This window comes from Calidifontimicrobium sp. SYSU G02091 (assembly GCF_022631395.1).
GTDB classification, from domain to species: domain Bacteria; phylum Pseudomonadota; class Gammaproteobacteria; order Burkholderiales; family Burkholderiaceae_C; genus Calidifontimicrobium; species Calidifontimicrobium sediminis.
The window spans coordinates 38,554-55,593 of record NZ_JALBGB010000002.1; the positions used below are offsets into that span (position 1 = coordinate 38,554).

Here is a 17,040-nt window from a genome sequence, read left to right on the forward strand (position 1 = left end):
GTAGCGGCGCGCTCAGCTCTCCTTCAGGCGCAGCAGCTCGCCCCCTTCGGCGACCTGGTCGCCGACGGCGTACAGCAGCTCGGTGACGGTGCCGTCGTGCGGCGCGGCGATCGTGTGCTCCATCTTCATCGCCTCGATCACGGCCAGCGGCTGCCCGGCCTTGACGGCGTCGCCCGGCGCGGCGAGGAACGCGACGACCTTGCCCGGCATCGGCGCCGTCAGCCGCCCGCCCTCGAACGCGGCATCGCCGGCGTGCGCGAGCGGGTCGATCTCGCGCAGCAGCGCGCTGCCGGCGTCGGCGAACACCGCCACCGTCTCGCCGACCGCATAGACCGCCAGCCGCATCCGGTGGCTCCCGAGCGTGACGTCGTGCTGCGCGCCGCCGAGCGCCGCGCACGCGAACGGCCACGCGCGCTCGCCCAGGTGCAGCGCGAGCGCCCCGTCGTGCGCGCGCGCGAGCACGGACGTGTGGCGGCGGCCGTCGACGTCGAGCTCGAAGCGCCGCTGCGCACCGCCGTGCAGCCGCCAGCCGTCGCGCTGCGCCCACGGGTCGGGCCACGGGCCGGCCGTGGCGAGCGCCGCCTCGGCGGCCAGCGCGTGCGCCGCGACGCCGGCGGCGGCGACCTCCAGCGGCAGCGGCGGCTGATCGAACAGCGCGGCGCGCTCGCGCTCGATCAGCGCGGTGTCGAGGTCGGCAGTCGCGAACGCCGTGCTCGCGACGACGCGGCGCAGGAACGCGACGTTGGTCGCCGGGCCGACGACGTGCGTCGCCGCCAGCGCCGCGTCGAGGCGCGCGAGCGCCTGCGCGCGGTTCTCGCCCCAGACGATGAGCTTGGCGATCATCGAGTCGTAGTGCGGCGTGATCGCGTCGCCCTCGCGCACGCCGCTGTCGACGCGCACCGGCGCCGGCGCGTGCGGCGACGCGGCGGGGTCGTCGCGGCGGAACGCGACGTGCGCGGGCCAGCGCAGCACGTGCAGCGTGCCGGTGGCGGGCATGAAGCCGGCGTCGGGGTTCTCGGCACAGATGCGCGCCTCGATCGCGTGGCCACGGATGCGCAGCTGCTCCTGCGTGACGGGCAACGGCTCGCCGGCCGCGACGCGCAGCTGCCACTCGACGAGGTCGTGCCCGGTGATCGCCTCGGTCACCGGGTGTTCGACCTGCAGCCGCGTGTTCATCTCCATGAAGTAGAAGCGGATGTCGCCGTCGTCGACTTCCTCGGCGATGAACTCGACGGTGCCGGCACCGACGTAGCCCACCGCCTTCGCCGCCGCGACCGCCGCGGCACCCATCTCGGCGCGTCGCGCCTCGCTCATGCCGGGCGCCGGGGCCTCCTCGAGCACCTTCTGGTGGCGCCGCTGCACCGAGCAGTCGCGCTCGAACAGGTGCACGCAGTGGCCGTGCGTGTCGGCGAAGACCTGGATCTCGATGTGCCGCGGGCGGGTGACGTAGCGCTCGACGAGCACGTGGTCGTCACCGAAGCTGGCCTTGGCCTCACGCTGGCACGACGCGAGCGCGGCAGCGAAGTCCGCCGGCGCATCGACGCGGCGCATGCCCTTGCCGCCGCCGCCGGCGCTGGCCTTGATCAGCACCGGGTAGCCGATGCGCTGCGCCTCGGCGGCGAGCCGCGCGGGGTCGTTGTCGCGTCCGTGGTAGCCGGGCACGAGCGGCACGCCGGCGCGCTCCATCAGCGCCTTGGCCGCGGCCTTGCTGCCCATCGCGGCGATCGCCGCCGGCGGCGGGCCGATGAACACGACACCGGCGTCGGCGCAGGCCTGCGCGAAACCCTCGTTCTCGCTGAGGAACCCGTAGCCGGGGTGGATCGCCTGTGCGCCGGTCGCGCGCGCGGCGTCGAGGATGCGCTGCCACTGCAGGTAGCTGTCGCGCGCGGCCGCGCCACCGATGTGCACCGCCTCGTCGCAGGCGTGGACGTGCTTCGCGTTCGCGTCGGCGTCGGAGTAGACGGCGACGGTGCGCACGCCCAGGCGCCGCGCAGTGGCGGCGACGCGGCAGGCGATCTCGCCGCGGTTGGCGATCAGGATCTTCTTGAACATCTCAGGCTCCGACGGGCGACAGCCGCCCGCGCAGGCGCCGCCACAGCGCGCCGACGAACTTGAACGTGACCGCGATCAGCCCCGCGGCGACGACCACCGCCAGCGCCAGCGCGACGAAGAACGCCACCGGGTGCTCCCACGCGAGCCACAGCAGCAGCGGCACGAAGGCGTCGCCGGCCAGCGACAGCGCGAGGTTCGAGAACGGCTCCAGCGACGTGTTGACCGCCGCGCGGGTGCCGGCCTTGGCGGCGTGCGCGGTGGCCGCCAGCGTGCCGCCGACGAGCGCAGCCACCAGCGTCCACGTCGCGCCGTCGATGCCCTGCCCGGCGAACACCGCGCCGGCGAGCGCGGCCCCGGCCGGGATGCGCACCACCGTCTGCACCGCGTCCCACGCCGAATCGACGAGCGGGATCTTGTCGGCGAGGAACTCGACGGCGACGAGCCCGCCGCTGACCCACAGCAGCAGCGGCTGCTGCAGCAGCTGCAGACCGCCCGGCAACTCGACCCAGCCGAGGTGCCCGGCGAGCCCGGTCAGGAACACGACGAGGTACAGCCGCAGCCCGCTCGCCCAGCCGAGCGCAGCGGCGAGTGCGACGAGCTGCGTGACGTCGACGTCGTTCACGGCGTGCCCGGGGGTCGTCTCACACGCGCCACGACGGCTCGCGCTTGTGCAGGAAGGCCTGCACGCCTTCGCGCCCCTCGGCGCTGGCGCGGATGTCGGCGATGCGCCGCGCGGTGTCGGCGCGCAGCGCGTCGTCGATCGGCCGGCCGGCGAGGTCGTGCACGAGCCGCTTGCACGCGCGCACCGCGGCCGGCCCGTTGGCGACGAGCGCGGCGACGACCTCGCCGACCTTCGCGTCGAGCGCGTCGGCGGCGACGACCTCGTGCACGAAGCCCAGTGCCTTCGCGGTCGCGGCGTCGAAGCGCTCGGCCGTCGTGACATAGCGCTGCGACGCGCGCTCGCCGAGCGCACGGATCACGTAAGGGCCGATCGTCGCCGGCAGCAGCCCCAGCCGCGCCTCGCTGAGGCAGAAGTGCACGCCGTCGGCGGCCACGAGCACGTCGCACACCGCGGCCAGCCCGACACCGCCGGCGTAGCAGTCGCCGTGGATGCGGCCGACCACCGGCACCGGGCAGGTGTAGACGGTCCACAGCATGTCGGCGAGCGCCTGCGCGTCGGCGCGGTTGCGCTCCCAGTCGTAGTCGGCCATCGCGCGCATCCACGCGAGGTCGGCGCCGGCGCAGAACGCCTTGCCGTGGCCGCCGAGCACGACGGCGCGCAGCCCGGCGTCGTGCGCGAACGCGGCGAACGCAGCCGTCAGCTCGGCGATCACGCCGTCGTTGAACGCGTTGCGCACCTCGGGGCGGTTCAGGTACACCTCGGCGACGTGCGGCGAGGGGCGGCGGATGTCGAGCGTCGTCGTCATGCGGGGCGCGCCTCCTCGCGTAGCATCAGGATCAGGTCGAGCTCGGGCGCCGGGTGGCCGAGCGCCGTGATCGCCGCCGTGACCTGCCCGCGGTGGTGCGTGCCGTGGTTGAACACGTGCGCCAGCGTCGGCGCGAACGGCGTCGACTGCACAACGCCCTGCGTCGTCGTGTAGTCCAGCGTGCCGTGCAGCCGCTCGTCGGGCACGCCCGCGAGCCACGGCGCCCATGCTGCGGCGCTTTCGGCGAGGCGCGTGCGCAGCCGCGCGCGGTCGGTTTCGAACTCGGCGTTCAGCGCGACGCGCACTGAGCGGCCGTGCGCGAAGCGCCCGAACCAGACCTTGCACTGCGCGACGAGCAGGTGGTTCAGCGTGCCGTGCACGCTGCGGAAGAACAGGCCGACGTCGCGCCGGTACGCGTCGTCGCTCAGGCGCTCGACGTGGTCGAGCAGCCGGCGCGTCGCCCAGGCCTCGTAGCGCGCCATCGTCAGCAGCTGATCGCGCAGCGCGTCCATCGCGGCCTCACATGCGGAACACACCGAACTTCGTCTCGGGGATCGGCGCGTTCAGGCTCGCCGACAGGCCCAGCGCCAGCACGCGGCGCGTGTCGGCCGGGTCGATCACGCCGTCGTCCCACAGCCGCGCGCTCGCGTAGTACGGGTGGCCCTGGCGCTCGTACTGCGCGCGGATCGGCGCCTTGAACGCCTCCTCCTCGTCGGCGCTCCAGGTGCCGCCCTTGGCCTCGATGCCGTCGCGCCGCACGGTGGCCAGCACGCTGGCGGCCTGCTCGCCGCCCATCACGCTGATGCGCGCGTTCGGCCACATCCACAGGAACCGCGGCGAGTACGCGCGCCCGCACATGCCGTAGTTGCCGGCGCCGAAGCTGCCGCCGATGATCACGGTGAACTTCGGCACCTGCGCGCACGCCACCGCGGTCACCATCTTCGCACCGGCGCGCGCGATGCCCTCGTTCTCGTACTTCTGCCCGACCATGAAGCCGGTGATGTTCTGCAGGAACACGAGCGGCACCTTGCGCTGGCAGCACAGCTCGACGAAGTGCGCGCCCTTGTTCGCGCTCTCCGAGAACAGGATGCCGTTGTTGGCGACGATGCCCACCGGCATGCCCTCGATGTGCGCGAAGCCGGTGACGAGCGTCGAGCCGTAGCGCGCCTTGAACTCGTCGAACTCGCTGCCGTCGACGATGCGCGCGATGACTTCGCGCACGTCGAACGGCTTGCGCGCATCGGTCGGGATCACGCCGTGCAGCTCTTCGGGCGCGTACTTCGGCGGGCGCGGCGGCTGGCAGGCCAGCGGGTTCGCCTTGCGCCAGTTCAGGTTCGCGACCGCTGCGCGCGCGAGCGCGAGCGCGTGCGTGTCGTTCTCGGCGAGGTGGTCGGCCACGCCCGACAGCCGCGTGTGCACGTCGCCGCCGCCGAGGTCCTCGGCGCTGACCACCTCGCCGGTCGCGGCCTTCACGAGCGGCGGGCCGCCGAGGAAGATCGTGCCCTGGTTGCGCACGATGATCGTCTCGTCGCTCATCGCCGGCACGTAGGCGCCGCCGGCGGTGCACGAACCCATCACGACCGCGATCTGCGGGATGCCCGCCGCGCTCAGGTTTGCCTGGTTGTAGAAGATGCGGCCGAAGTGGTCGCGGTCGGGGAACACCTCGTCCTGGTTCGGCAGGTTGGCGCCGCCCGAGTCGACGAGGTAGACGCAGGGCAGCCGGTTCTGCTGCGCGATCTCCTGCGCGCGCAGGTGTTTCTTGACCGTCATCGGGTAGTAGGTGCCGCCCTTGACGGTGGCGTCGTTGCAGACGATCACGCACTCGACGCCGGCGACGCGGCCGATGCCGGCGATCAGCCCGGCGCCCGGCGCCTCGTTGCCGTACATGTCGAGCGCGGCCAGCGGCGCGATCTCGAGGAACGGCGTGTCGGGGTCGAGCAGCCGCTCGACGCGCTCGCGCGGCAGCAGCTTGCCGCGCGCGACGTGCTTGGCGCGCGCAGCCTCGCCACCGCCCTGCGCGATCTGCGCCAGCTTCGCGTTGAGGTCGTCGACCAGCGCGCGCATCGCCGCGGCGCTGGCCTTGAACTCGTCGGAGCGCGGCGCCAGCCGCGACGTCAGCGTGGGCATGCCCCTCTCCTGTCCGGGACCGCGCGGCCGCCCGCGCCGGCCGCCGGTCGATTGACGTTTACGTCAACGTCAATTGTACGGACCCGCGGCCGCCGCCCCGGCGGCACGCGCGCGCAGCGCATCGAACCCCGGATAGGCGCCGCGCGCAAGCGCGAACTTGCGCGCGTGCCGACCCCACGGCTGGCCCGCCGCGAGCGCGCGCTCGAACCCCGCGGCGTCGACGATCCACGCGCCGCCCATCAGCGTGACGCCGCGCGCGAACAGCGCGTCGGGCAGCACGCCGGCACCGGGGCCGATCATCGCCACCGCGCGTGCGCTGGCGCAGTGCGCGAGCACCGCGTCGAGCGTGTCGTTGAGCAGCACCGTGCTCGTCATCAGCACCTTGTCGCAGGTGCGCAGCGCGGCCGGGTCGAGCGTGACGCGAAAGCCCGCGTGCTCGCCGGCCAGCGCGGCCTTCAGCTCGACCACCGTCAGCCGCGCGCCGCGCGCCGTGACCTGTTTGACCAGCGGCGGGAACAGCCCGACCATGCCGACGTGCTCGCCGGGCTGCGGGTCGAGCCCGCCGATCGAGTCGGTCGCATCGGGCGGCGCATAGCCGGCGCGGTCGAAGAACGCCCGCGTCAGCGCGTGCGCCGCCGCGAAGCCGAGCGTGCGGCGCGCGCCACGCGCATCGGCCCAGTCGCGCGCCAGCGCGAGCGCATCGGCGCCGACGAGGCCGCCGCCGTCGGCGCGCAGCGCGGCGAGCGTGTCGTCGAGCAGCACGTACGTCAGCCCGAGCGCGCCGCCGTCGAGTTCGAGCGCAGCGAACTCGCCGTCCTTGCTGCCGTTCCACGGCGACGGCGGCAGGTGCAGCGCGCGCACGCGCGGCGGCGGCGCACCGGCGAACGCCTGCTCGAGCGCGGCGACGATCTCGCGGGCAACGGTCATGGCCGCGTCGGCTCGCTGCGCGCCGTGGCGCTCAGGAGGCCTTCTTCGCCGCGTCGCGCGGCGGCTTGGCCGCCACCGGCGCGCCGGCCTTCTTCCAGGCGTCGAAGCCGCCCTCGATGTGGCCGACGTTGTCGAAGCCCATGTCCTGCAGCGTCTTCGTCGCCAGCGCCGAGCGCCAGCCGGCGGCGCAGAACAGCACCAGCTTCTTGCCCGACGAGAACACCGGCTTGTGGTACGGGCTGTCGGGGCAGGCCCAGAACTCGAGCATGCCGCGCGGCGCGTGGAACGCGCCGGGGATGACGCCGTCGCGCTCGAGCTCGCGCACGTCGCGCAGGTCGACGAACTGCACGTCGTCCATGCCGTGCATCGCCTGCGCCTCTTCGATGCTGTAGGTGGTGATGGCGTCCATCGCCTCCTGCACCATCGACTTGACGGTCTTCTTCATCGCTGCGATCTTGCCACGCCTGCGCGCCGTCAGAACGGACCGCTCGCCAGCCAGCGCTCGATCTGCGGCTTGCGGTCGTTGCCCCAGAACGGCTCGCCGTCGACGACGAACCACGGCGCGCCGAAGATGCCCGCGGCGATGGCCTCGTCGTTGACCTGCTTCAGGCGCGCCTTCCAGTGCGCGTCGCCCCACGCCGCCTCGGCGGCCTGCGCGTCGAGGCCGCTGTCGGCGGCCAGCCGCTTGAGCGCCGCGGTGTCGTTGAGCGCGACGCCGCGCGCGAAATACGCGCGCAGCCCGGCGTGCGCCCACGCCACCGCGGCGTCGTGGCCCTGCGTGTCGTGCAGCCACCAGAACACCCGTGCGGCGTTCTGCGTGGGGATCGGGAACGGCTCGGGCATCGTGTAGGGCACGCCCTCGAAGCGCGCCGAGCGCGCGAAGTCGCGCATCGAGTACTCGCGCTTGAGCGGGTACGACACCGGGCTCTTCAGCTCGGCGGCCTGGAACGTGGCCCCCAGCAGCATCGCGTGCCAGCGCACGGTGCGCCCGTGGCGCGCGGCCAGCGCGTCGACCCACTCCGACGCGATGTACGAGTAAGGCGACGAAAAGTCGAACCAGAAGTCGATCGGCGCACGGCCATTGGCAGTGTTCATGCGTGCAAGGTAGCGCAGCCGCGCGCGGCGCACGCTGCGGGCATTCCCGCAGCGTGGCCGCGTTGACACAAGTCAAGCGCGCCGGCGCCGGCCGCGGCAGCATCGGCGCACGACGGGGCGGTACGGTGATGGCGTGGGAAACGGCGGTGGTGGTGGCGGCGCTCGCGCTCGCGCTGGCGCTGCGCCCCTGGCAGATGCTGCGCCACGCCCCGCTGCGCCACCCGTGGCTGGCCGCGCTCGTGCTGCTGCCGTGGCTGTGGAGCACCGACGCGCGTCTGCCCGGCGGCTTGCCGCTGCAGCTGTCGCTGGCCGCGCTGATGGTGCTGATGTTCGGCTGGCCGCTGGCGGTCGTGACCGCCGTCGCCGTCGCGGCGATCGCCGCGTGGCTCGTCGACCCGGCGCTGGCCGGTGGCGCGGACGGGTGGTGGCGGCTCACCGCGCACGTGGCCGCCTGGAGCGGCGTGCTGCCGGCGAGCTTCGGGCTTGTGTTCGGACTGGCGACGCGGCGCTGGCTGCCGCGGCACCTGATGGTCTACATCCTCGCGCGCGGCTTCCTCGCGACGCTGCTGGCGATGACCGCCACCGGCGCGCTGTGGGTGGCCACGCAGCCGGCGCCGCCAGGCAGCGACCCGCAGCTGCTGCTGGTCGGCCGCTGGCTGATCGCCTGGGGCGATGCCGTGACCACCGGCATGCTGACGTCGATCTTCGTCGCGTTCCGGCCCGAGTGGCTGGCTACCTACTCGGACCGGCGCTATCTGCCCGGCCGGTGATGACTTGCCGGAGCCCGCGGTCCGTCAAACCGCCGGACGACGGCGGCGTGCACCGATCCAGCCCAGCATGGCGGCAGCAAGCAAGGCCAGCGAGCCCGGCTGCGGCACTGCGGCGGCAGCGACCTCGAAGTTGTAGGTGACGCCCTGTCCAGCGATGTTCCACGCGATGTTGTCGACGGCACCGGTGAATGTGTCGTTCCAGCCCGATCCAACCCCCGACGAAAATCCGATGATCACGGCGTTGGGCAGGTACGCCTTCCACTGCGCCAGCGTCGCATCGTAGGCGTAATCGGTGGAATTGATGTTGGCGGCGAAACCCAGACCGAGCCCGAAGTTCCAGAGGTAGGTGGAATCGGTGATGGTTTCGCTGACCCAGGTGTTGGTCGACGCCGTCCAGCCGGACGCTTCGATGTAGACACGCTCGAAGACCAGGCCACCGCGGTCGCCCGTCGTGGTCAGGTCACCGTCGGCGTCGAGCAGCACGCGCAGCACGGGGTGCAAGTGGGCATCGGTGGTGCTCGAGTCGGACCGGTACCACTCATACGACATCGAGCCGAGCTGGGAGAACGAGCCGAGCACCCCCGCCGAGACGAAGTTTCCGCCGAGATTCAACCCGTTCGGCAGAAACTCGATGTCTGCTTTGTCGGCCCCGTCAAGGCTGGCGAAACGTGCCGAGCCGTTGCCGCTGCGCGGCAGGGCCGTGTTGATACCGACCGTGCCGCCGTTGCGCACGTTGTTGTAATACCAGCCCGAAGTGCCGATGGCCTGACCCTGATTGACCGGCCCCGCGTTCGTGAAAGCGTCGCCCGGCGCCGGCGCATTGGCATTGACGACCATCGCCCCCGCACTCACCGACCACAGCACCCCAGCCACGGCCAGCCCGATCCCACTGCGCACTTTCATGCTGCTCACTCCTCGAAAAGTCATGGATCTCGATGGGCTGCCAGGCGTCGCACGGCAACGACCGCACGCGTCCGCGAACCCGAATCGGCCAAACAGCAAAGGAAGTGCCACGTCCCGCAACCGGCTGTTCGATCAATGACTTACGGCACCCGGCTCTATCGGGCAGCCTGCGGATGTCAAGCGCTCCGACACCTGGTATTGCTCGCCACGGACCACTGCAACGGCGCCCCGATCCACCAGCCCGAGCGCGGGCGTTCACGCCAATGGCCCATCAGTCGACCTTCGCCCCGCTGGTCTTCACGACACGTTCGTACTTCTCGCGCTCGCGCGCCATGAAGGCGGCGAACTGCTCGGGCGTGCTCGGCGCCGGCTCGGCCATCAGCGCGGCGAAGCGGGCCTTGACCTCGGCGCTGTTCAGCGCGGCGACGAAGGCGGTGTTAAGCTGATGCACCTTCTCGCGCGGCGTGCCGGCCGGCGCCACCAGCCCCCACCAGGTGTCGACCTCGAAGCCCGGCAGCGTCTCGGCCACCGTCGGCACCTCGGGCATCACGGCGGCGCGCTGCGCGGTGGTCACCGCCAGCGCCTTGAGCTTGCCGGCGCGGATGTTCGCCGCGGCGGTCGCGAGGTTGTCGACGTTGAAGTCGACCTGCCCTGACAGCAGCGCCAGCTGCGCCGGCGCGCCACCGCTGTACGGGATGTGCACGACAAAGATGCCGGCGCGCTGCTTGAGCATCTCGCCGGCCAGGTGCCCGGCGCTGCCGTTGCCGCCCGAGCCGTAGTTGAGCCTGCCCGGGTGGGCTTTCGCGTAGGCGATCAGGTCGGCCAGCGTCGCGATCTTCAGCCGCTGCGCGGTCTCGGCGTTCATCACGACGACATTGGGCACGCGCAGCATCTGCGTGATCGGCGCGAATTCGCGGGCCGGGTCGTACGGCAGCTTCGCGAACAGCCACGGGTTGATCGCGTGCGACGCGGTGGTCGCCACGCCCAGCGTCAGGCCGTCGGGCGCGGCACGCGCGACCGCTTCCATGCCGATGTTGCCGCCGCCACCGGGGCGGTTGTCGACGACCACCGGACCGAGGCTGGCACGCACCTGCTCGGCGAGCACACGCACCGTCACGTCGATCGGTCCGCCGGCGGCGAACGGCACGACGATGCGCGTGGCGGCGGTCTGTGCGAGGGCGGCGGTCTGCGCCAGGGCGGCGACTGCGGCAAGGAGCAGGTTTCGACGTTGCATGGCGGTGGGCGATGGATGATGACGCGGCCCATTGTGGCGCGCCGCCGGCTACGATCGCCGGCGTGACACCGCTGCCCCAGCCCTCGCCCACCGGCTACGCGCTGCCCGAGTACGCGTACGTGCCCCCGCCCGAGCTCGTGCACGGGCCGCAGCCGCGCTACCGGCTCGTCATCGTCGGCGGCGGGCTCGCCGGGCTGACGCTGGCGGCGGACCTCGCGGTGCGCGGCGTGCGCTGCACGCTGCTCGACGAGGACCACACGGTGGGCGTGCGCGGCGCGTCGAGCCGCGGCATCGTCTACGTGCAGCGCACGCTCGAGGTGATGGCGCGGCTGGGCGTCTACGAGCGCATCGCGGCCAAGGGCGTCACGTGGTCGCGCGGCGAGGTGCTGGCCGGCGACGAGGTGCTCTATGCGTTCGACTACCAGCCGCAAAGCGTCAGCGCGCAGCCGCCCTTCGTGAACCTGCAGCAGTTCTACCTCGAGGCCTTCCTCGTCGAGCGCATCGGCGAGCTCGGCCTGACCGACCTGCGCTGGGACAACCAGGTCACCGGCATCGAGGCCCACGCCGACCACGTGAGGCTGCACGTGAACACGCCCGACGGGCCGTACGCGCTCGAGGCCGACTGGGTCGTCGACGCCGAGGGCGTGCACAGCCTGATCCGCCGGCAGCTCGGCCTGAAGGAGCACACCGAGCGCGGCGACGACCGCTGGTGCATCACCGACGTGCGCTTCGGCCACGGCACGACCAACGTGCGCCGCACCTGGGTCGAGGCACCGTTCAACGAGCAGCGCGCCGTGTGGCAGCACCTGATGGCCGACGACGTCTGGCGGCTGGACTTCCAGATGGCGCCCGACAGCGACCCCGAGGTCGTCAGCCGCCCCGACGTCGCGCGCGAGCGCGTGCAGCGCATGCTCGGCCCCGACGTGCCGTTCGAGCTGGTGTGGGTCGGGCCCTACTCGTACCGCACGATGCTGATGGAGCGCTTCCGCCACGGCCGGCTGCTGTTCATTGGCGACGCCGCGCACGCGAAGAGCCCGTTCGGTGCGCGCGGCGGCAACTCGGGCATCCACGACGCCGACAACCTCGGCTGGAAGCTCGCGCTGCTGCTCGCCGGCCGTGCCGACGAACGCATTCTCGACACCTACGACGTCGAGCGCCACCGTGCCGCCGAGGAGAACATCCGCATCACGAGCCGCTCGGGGCGCTTCCTGCGCCCGAGGAGCGAGATGGAGCACCTGCTGCGCCGCTGCGTGCTCGACCTCGCGCACGAGCACCGCTTCGCGCGGCCGATGCTCAACACCGGACGGCTGTGCGCACCGCACCACTACGGTGGGCTGCCGACGGTGGGCACCGGCCCGCACGACGGCCAGAGCGTGCCCAACGTGCGGCTCGCGCGCGACGGCCAGCCGACGACGCTCATCGACCTGCTGCGCGAGGCCAACGCGCACTGCGTGGCCTTCGTGTTCGGCGACACGGTGCCCGACACCAGCGGCCTGCCGGTCGTCGTGCAGCGCGTCGGGCGCGACGTCGTCGACGTGCACGGCCACCTCGCGGCGCAGACCGGCGCGCGGCCGGGCGACGTCGCGCTGATCCGCCCCGATGGCCACCTCGCCGCGACGCTGCCCGGCGGCGACGCCGCGGCGCTGCACACCGCCGTGCGCCGCACGCTGGGTCAGTGACGCCGCGAGGCGCGACAGCCCCTACAGCTTCGGCACGGTGCCCGCGTTCTGGCGGGACTTGCGCGCCTGCGCCTGCAGGTCGGCGATCTGCTGGGCGGTGGCGCGCATCGCGGGAACCGCGTAGCCGGGGTCGGTCATCACGAACGTCATCTCCCGCACGAGCGGGTCCTGGGCGTTGCGGGTGACGAGATTCACCACCAGCGCCGCAGCGCAGTTCGCCGCATCGGCCGGGGCCAGCTTGCGGCGGTGCCAGGCGTCGTAGTGGCCGAGCCCGCCCGGCGCGTGGTCCACGGGCGGGGCCTGGCGGGCATCGTGCGAGGTCGGCGCCGTGTCGCCGCACACCGGCTTGCCGGCCTCGACCCAGCGCGAGATGCGGCCGTTGTTCAGGTGCGGTGCCAGCACCGCGGCGGGCCGGCCGTACTTCTGCGTCACCGACGCCGTGGCACGCTCCAGCGCCACGGGATCGTCGTGCAGGGCCAGCGTGCGGATCACGCGGATGACGCGCTGCTCCATCGGCGGCGCCGAGAACATCACTTCCACCGTTTCCGCCTGGCCGGGGGCCGACCCCTGACGGGCCGTGATCGATGCGACGAAGCCCGGAAGCTGCTGGTCCCTCACACCATCGTGATAGGAGAACTGCCGCGAGTACTCCGTGACCTCGGCCTTCGGCGCATGGGCCTGCAGCGCGGTGCGCGCCTGCGCCGGCGTCATGCCGAGGCGGATGCCGACGATGTCCCAGTCCGGCGCCGCGCGCGATGGCGCGGCGCCGAGCAGCAGCGCCGATGCGGCGACCAGCACCGCGCAGCGACGAGCGAAACCTTTGTGCATGGAAGGACCTCCCGGGGGATGAACGATCTGAACGCGAGCGAAGCCCCGATGCATCGCATCGCGCGGCGGCGGCCGCTTCAGCCCGGGGGCTCTTCGCGGATGTCGTTGTCGCGCCATGCGGGCGGCATGGCCGACGGGGCGCAGCGGCGGGCGCTGTGCACCCAGCCGTGCGCGTGCCTCGCCGTGAAGCGCTCGGTGCCCGACAGGGTGTAGGTGACGACGCTGGACTGCGCCGGGCCGCTGTCCTGCAAGTCCTTGCAGGCCTGCGTGACGCGGTACGTGTCCGGCGCGGTCTGCTCGACCTTCTGGAACTCGCAGAAGTCGCGCGCGCCGCCGATGCCGCCGCGCCGCAGCAGCGACACCGTGGCGTTGGAGGCCCGGCGGCACGGCGTGTCGCTGGCCACGTAGTAGCCGGGCCGCAGCGGCAACGTCGCGACGCGACGCGGGGACGCGGGCGCCTGCGCCACCGCCGCCGGGGCCGCGGTGACGAGAGCACGGGCGGGTTCGATGCCCACGGCGTCGCTGGCGGCCAGCGCCACCATCGGCAGCAGCACGGCCACGCGTGCGCTCGCGACCGTCACCGCAGCCTCGCGATGCACGGACGTGGGTGAGGGCGAGGCGAACCAGAACACGCGGCCCATGGTAGGGTCGCGCGGTCGGGCCATCGTCCCCCAAACAGGGCAGAAGCAGGAGCGGAAGCGTGTCGTCCCACGAAAGCCAGCAGCGCCGCATCGACACGCTGATCGCGCGGCTGTACGACGCGGCGGTCGACGACACGCTGTGGCGCGGCACGGCCGCGCACATCGCCGACGTGCTGGACTCGACGAGCGCCGTGCTGAAGCTGCACGGCGGCGACGGCTCGGTGCGCCTGCTCGAGTGCACCGACAACCTGATCGTGTCCGACCGCGACCGGGCCTGGGCGGACGACTGGCACCGGCGCGACCTGTGGGTGCAGCGCTCGGTCGCCTTCGGCCTGTCGCGCATCGTCACCAGCGACGACCTGGTGACGCGCGACGAACAGACGCGCAGCGGCTTCTACCGGGAGTGGCTGCACCACCTCGGTATCCATCACATGCTGGGCGCCGTGTTCCCGGCCGCCGACGGGGCCATCGGCGTGCTCGGCATCCACCGTCCGCGCGACGCCGGCGCCTACACGCCGGCGCAGCGCCGGCAGGCGGCGCTGGTGCTGCCGCACCTGCAGCGCGCGCTGCGGCTCGGCCAGCGCCTGGCGGCACGCGCCCGGCTCGACGCGGCGGCGCTGGAAGCCCTCGACCGGCTCGACACCGGCGTGCTCGTCGTCGATGCCTCGTGCCGCATCGTGCACGCCAGCGCGACGGCGCAGTCGCTGCTGCGCGAGAACGCGCCGCTGGGCGTCGTGGCGGGCCGCTTCGTGCTGCGTCCGCCCGCGCTGCACGAGCGGCTGCGGTCGATGGTCGGCCGCGTGATCGAGGTGGCCGGCGGCAGGGCGGCGCGGCCGGCCACGGCGCTGTCGGTGCCGCGCGTGCGCCAGATGCCGCTCGCGCTCGAGGTGGCGCCGCTGCGCCCGTCGGCGTCTGCCTTGGGCGAGTCGCAGCCGTGGTGCCTGGTCTTCATCCGCGACCCGCAGGCGCCGATCGCGGTGTCGCGCCTGTGCGACCTGTTCGGCCTGACGCGCACCGAAGGCCTCGTCGCCGCTGCGCTCGCGCAGGGGCACGCGCTCGACGACATCGCCGCCGGCATGGACATCGGCGTGGCCACGGTGCGCTCGCACCTCAAGCGCATCCTCGCCAAGACCGGCACGCACCGGCAGGCGGAGGCCGTGGCGCTGATGGCGCGCAGCGTCGCAACGCGCCTCGCCGGCGCCTGAGCGCGGGTCGGCGGCGCGCGGACCGGCGAGAATCGAGCGATGACGACGATCCCGATCCCCGGCTGCAGCGACGCCGAGTGGAAGGCGCGCCAGCAGCTCGCCGCCTGCTACCGCGTGTTCGACCTGCTCGGCTGGACCGAGCTGATCTTCAACCACATCTCGCTGCGCGTGCCCGGCGAGCCGCGGCACTTCCTGATCAACCCGTTCGGGCTGCACTACCGCGAGGTGCGCGCGTCGAACCTGATCAAGGTCGACGTCGACGGCACCGTGCTGTCGAAGACCGAGTGGCCGGTGAACCCGGCCGGCGTGATGCCGCACGCGACGATCCACCGCGCGATCGACGCCGCGCACTGCGTGATGCACACGCACACGACCGCCGGCATGGCAGTGGCCTCGTCACAGACGGGCCTGCAGATCACGAACTTCTACGCCGCGCAGCTCGGCGGGCGCATCGCGTACCACGACTTCGAGGGCATCACGGTGCACGCCGACGAGGGCCCGCGCCTGCTCGCGAGCCTGGGCGACCCGCCGAAGCCGGCGCTGATCCTGCGCAACCACGGCCTGCTCGCGTGGGGCGAGACGCTGCCGAAGGCGTTCTACACGCTGTGGCTGATGCAGCGCGCGTGCGAGGTGCAGATCGCCGGCGCGGCACTCGGCCCCGCGATCGCGATCCCCGACGACGTGCAGCGCCGCTGCGCGATCGACGCGCACGCGCACTACGGCCGCGAGGCGATGGGGCAGGACGTGTTCGACGCGCTCGTGCGGCTCGTCGACCGCCACGACCGGCTGTGGCGGCTGTGACGGCGGCCGCGCTCAGCGTGCGCCGTCGTCGCCCTGGGCGGGCCCGGCGCCCGGCGCCGGCCCGGACGGCACCGGTTTGCCGAGCACGGCACCGTACAGCCGCGTGACCGGCGACCACGGCAGCACGACGACGAGCAGCGCCGTCAGCGCGATGCTGATCAGCACCGCGAGGTAGGCCACGTCGCGGATCGTCTCGCCGCCGGGCACGCCCTGCTCGAGCGGCAGCGTCGCGAGCACCGCGGCGGCCAGGCCCTTGGGCGCCATCATCGACGCCACCGCGGCGTCGCGCAGGCCGAACTCGGGCGCGCGGAACACGACGCGCACGAGCAGCGTGCGCAGCACGAACACCACGACGATCATCGCCACGACGACGAGTGCGACGTCGGCGTCGGCGAAGCGGATCGAGATGCCGAGGTAGACGAAGAAGTAGGTCTTCAGCAGGAACACGGCCTCGCGGAAGAAGTTCAGGTCCTCGGCGCTCAGCGCCTCGATGCGCGTGCCGCGCCCGGCGATGCGCTCGAGGCCGAAGCGGTGCACGTTGCCGAGCGTGACGCCCAGGCTCAGCGCGGCGATCGCGCCCGAGAAGCCGACGTACTCCGTGAGGCCGTAGACGATGAACACGTAGGCCAGCGTCGACGAGATCGTGTTCGGGAAGCCGCGCACGCGGCCGAGCACGAACAGCCAGCCGATGCCGCCGGCGATGCCGATCACGACGGCGAACACGAGCGCGGCGAGCACGGCGCCGGCGACCCGCCCGGCGTCGAGCTGGCCCTCGGCGGCCCACTGCAGCAGCGCGAACACGCCGACGATGCACAGCACGTCGGTCAGCGCCGACTCGAGCACGAGCACGGTGGCCGGCTTGACCGCCAGCCGCAACGTCGCGACCATCGGGATCACGACCGCCGACGCGGTGCCACCCAGGGTGACGCCGAGCATCAGCGCCGGCAGCGGCTCGAGCCCGAAGGCCGCGATGCCGGTGGCCGTGACGACGGCCGCCGTCAGCACGAACGAGCCGATCGTCAGCGCGCCGGTCGTGCCCAGCGAGCGCTGCAGCGTGTCGACGTCGAGCGCGGTGCCGCTCTCGAACAGGATCACGACGAGCGCGATCGTCGCGATGATCGGACCGACCTTGCCGAAGTCGGCCGGCGTGACGAGCCCCGTCACCGGTCCGAGCACGATGCCGGCCAGCACGAGCACGAGGACGTCGGGCACCTGCGTGCGCCGGAACACCAGCGCGAGGAAGTGGGCGACGAAGACCGTCAGCCCGATGAACATCACGGTGGTCGACATCGTCGGCTCGCGGGGGCGTCGAGGGGGTGCCCGGACGCGGCAAGGCGCCGGCCGGCGGCAC

17 protein-coding genes are annotated in these 17,040 nt (G+C 72.9%); 4 read left to right on the forward strand and 13 right to left on the reverse strand.

Going from position 1 to position 17,040, the window contains the following annotated elements:
• Positions 1-12: 12 nt before the first annotated feature.
• The 8 genes from MOJ79_RS01585 to MOJ79_RS01620 form a co-directional block, all read right to left on the reverse strand.
• Positions 13-2,052, reverse strand: a complete 2,040-nt coding sequence (locus MOJ79_RS01585; protein ID WP_241922576.1) for an acetyl/propionyl/methylcrotonyl-CoA carboxylase subunit alpha — start codon at positions 2,050-2,052, stop codon at positions 13-15.
• Between the two features lies 1 nt (position 2,053).
• Positions 2,054-2,674, reverse strand: a complete 621-nt coding sequence (locus tag MOJ79_RS01590) for a DUF4126 domain-containing protein (protein ID WP_241922577.1) — start codon at positions 2,672-2,674, stop codon at positions 2,054-2,056.
• Between the two features lie 19 nt (positions 2,675-2,693).
• Positions 2,694-3,479 carry an enoyl-CoA hydratase/isomerase family protein gene (locus MOJ79_RS01595; protein WP_241922578.1) on the reverse strand — a complete coding sequence of 262 codons (786 nt, stop codon included), beginning with the start codon at positions 3,477-3,479 and terminating at the stop codon, positions 2,694-2,696.
• Positions 3,476-3,991: a DinB family protein gene (locus MOJ79_RS01600; protein ID WP_241922579.1), complete on the reverse strand. Its 516-nt coding sequence runs from the start codon at positions 3,989-3,991 to the stop codon at positions 3,476-3,478. Before MOJ79_RS01600 ends, MOJ79_RS01595 begins: the two co-directional genes overlap by 4 nt.
• 7 nt (positions 3,992-3,998) lie before the next feature.
• Positions 3,999-5,606 carry a carboxyl transferase domain-containing protein gene (locus MOJ79_RS01605; protein WP_241922580.1) on the reverse strand — a complete coding sequence of 536 codons (1,608 nt, stop codon included), beginning with the start codon at positions 5,604-5,606 and terminating at the stop codon, positions 3,999-4,001.
• 69 nt (positions 5,607-5,675) lie between these two features.
• Complete coding sequence (locus MOJ79_RS01610) at positions 5,676-6,533, reverse strand: Rossmann-like domain-containing protein (RefSeq protein ID WP_241922581.1); 858 nt, start codon at positions 6,531-6,533, stop codon at positions 5,676-5,678.
• A gap of 31 nt (positions 6,534-6,564) precedes the next feature.
• On the reverse strand, positions 6,565-6,978 hold the full coding sequence (locus tag MOJ79_RS01615) for a rhodanese-like domain-containing protein (protein WP_119353699.1): 414 nt from the start codon (positions 6,976-6,978) through the stop codon (positions 6,565-6,567).
• Positions 6,979-7,007: 29 nt separating this feature from the next.
• Complete coding sequence (locus MOJ79_RS01620; protein WP_241922582.1) at positions 7,008-7,628, reverse strand: 2-hydroxychromene-2-carboxylate isomerase; 621 nt, start codon at positions 7,626-7,628, stop codon at positions 7,008-7,010.
• 62 nt (positions 7,629-7,690) lie between these two features.
• On the opposite strand from MOJ79_RS01620, the gene MOJ79_RS01625 reads away from it, so the two are divergent.
• Entirely contained in the window at positions 7,691-8,398 is a 708-nt protein-coding gene (locus tag MOJ79_RS01625; protein ID WP_336606307.1) for an energy-coupling factor ABC transporter permease, read from the forward strand.
• A gap of 24 nt (positions 8,399-8,422) precedes the next feature.
• Here the strand turns inward: MOJ79_RS01625 and MOJ79_RS01630 are convergent, their stop codons facing one another.
• Positions 8,423-9,301: a PEP-CTERM sorting domain-containing protein gene (locus tag MOJ79_RS01630; RefSeq protein ID WP_241922583.1), complete on the reverse strand. Its 879-nt coding sequence runs from the start codon at positions 9,299-9,301 to the stop codon at positions 8,423-8,425.
• Between the two features lie 271 nt (positions 9,302-9,572).
• On the reverse strand, positions 9,573-10,535 hold the full coding sequence (locus MOJ79_RS01635; protein ID WP_241922584.1) for a Bug family tripartite tricarboxylate transporter substrate binding protein: 963 nt from the start codon (positions 10,533-10,535) through the stop codon (positions 9,573-9,575).
• Positions 10,536-10,597: 62 nt separating this feature from the next.
• Here MOJ79_RS01635 and MOJ79_RS01640 point away from each other — a divergent pair, with 62 nt between their 5' ends.
• On the forward strand, positions 10,598-12,214 hold the full coding sequence (locus tag MOJ79_RS01640; RefSeq protein WP_241922585.1) for an FAD-dependent oxidoreductase: 1,617 nt from the start codon (positions 10,598-10,600) through the stop codon (positions 12,212-12,214).
• A 21-nt stretch (positions 12,215-12,235) separates the two neighbouring features.
• Here the strand turns inward: MOJ79_RS01640 and MOJ79_RS01645 are convergent, their stop codons facing one another.
• Together MOJ79_RS01645 and MOJ79_RS01650 are read right to left on the reverse strand one after the other, a co-directional pair.
• Positions 12,236-13,042, reverse strand: coding sequence for a hypothetical protein (locus tag MOJ79_RS01645; protein ID WP_241922586.1), 807 nt, complete (start codon positions 13,040-13,042; stop codon positions 12,236-12,238).
• Positions 13,043-13,119: 77 nt separating this feature from the next.
• Entirely contained in the window at positions 13,120-13,623 is a 504-nt protein-coding gene (locus MOJ79_RS01650; RefSeq protein WP_241922587.1) for a hypothetical protein, read from the reverse strand.
• Between the two features lie 119 nt (positions 13,624-13,742).
• Here MOJ79_RS01650 and MOJ79_RS01655 point away from each other — a divergent pair, with 119 nt between their 5' ends.
• On the forward strand, positions 13,743-14,888 hold the full coding sequence (locus MOJ79_RS01655; protein ID WP_241922588.1) for a helix-turn-helix transcriptional regulator: 1,146 nt from the start codon (positions 13,743-13,745) through the stop codon (positions 14,886-14,888).
• Positions 14,889-14,927: 39 nt separating this feature from the next.
• Entirely contained in the window at positions 14,928-15,689 is a 762-nt protein-coding gene (locus MOJ79_RS01660) for a class II aldolase/adducin family protein (RefSeq protein WP_241922589.1), read from the forward strand.
• 12 nt (positions 15,690-15,701) lie between these two features.
• Here the strand turns inward: MOJ79_RS01660 and MOJ79_RS01665 are convergent, their stop codons facing one another.
• Positions 15,702-16,979, reverse strand: a complete 1,278-nt coding sequence (locus tag MOJ79_RS01665; RefSeq protein WP_241922590.1) for a cation:proton antiporter domain-containing protein — start codon at positions 16,977-16,979, stop codon at positions 15,702-15,704.
• Between the last annotated feature and the right edge of the window lie 61 nt (positions 16,980-17,040).

Coding starts and splice junctions, on each gene's coding strand:
- MOJ79_RS01610 (WP_241922581.1), bottom strand. CDS start 6,533: ATGACCGTTGCCCGCGAGATCGTCGCCGCGCTCGAGCAGGCGTTCGCC.
- MOJ79_RS01645 (WP_241922586.1), bottom strand. CDS start 13,042: ATGCACAAAGGTTTCGCTCGTCGCTGCGCGGTGCTGGTCGCCGCATCG.
- MOJ79_RS01660 (WP_241922589.1), top strand. CDS start 14,928: ATGACGACGATCCCGATCCCCGGCTGCAGCGACGCCGAGTGGAAGGCG.
- MOJ79_RS01630 (WP_241922583.1), bottom strand. CDS start 9,301: ATGAAAGTGCGCAGTGGGATCGGGCTGGCCGTGGCTGGGGTGCTGTGG.
- MOJ79_RS01605 (WP_241922580.1), bottom strand. CDS start 5,606: ATGCCCACGCTGACGTCGCGGCTGGCGCCGCGCTCCGACGAGTTCAAG.
- MOJ79_RS01620 (WP_241922582.1), bottom strand. CDS start 7,628: ATGAACACTGCCAATGGCCGTGCGCCGATCGACTTCTGGTTCGACTTT.
- MOJ79_RS01600 (WP_241922579.1), bottom strand. CDS start 3,991: ATGGACGCGCTGCGCGATCAGCTGCTGACGATGGCGCGCTACGAGGCC.
- MOJ79_RS01615 (WP_119353699.1), bottom strand. CDS start 6,978: ATGAAGAAGACCGTCAAGTCGATGGTGCAGGAGGCGATGGACGCCATC.
- MOJ79_RS01635 (WP_241922584.1), bottom strand. CDS start 10,535: ATGCAACGTCGAAACCTGCTCCTTGCCGCAGTCGCCGCCCTGGCGCAG.
- MOJ79_RS01585 (WP_241922576.1), bottom strand. CDS start 2,052: ATGTTCAAGAAGATCCTGATCGCCAACCGCGGCGAGATCGCCTGCCGC.
- MOJ79_RS01595 (WP_241922578.1), bottom strand. CDS start 3,479: ATGACGACGACGCTCGACATCCGCCGCCCCTCGCCGCACGTCGCCGAG.
- MOJ79_RS01665 (WP_241922590.1), bottom strand. CDS start 16,979: ATGTCGACCACCGTGATGTTCATCGGGCTGACGGTCTTCGTCGCCCAC.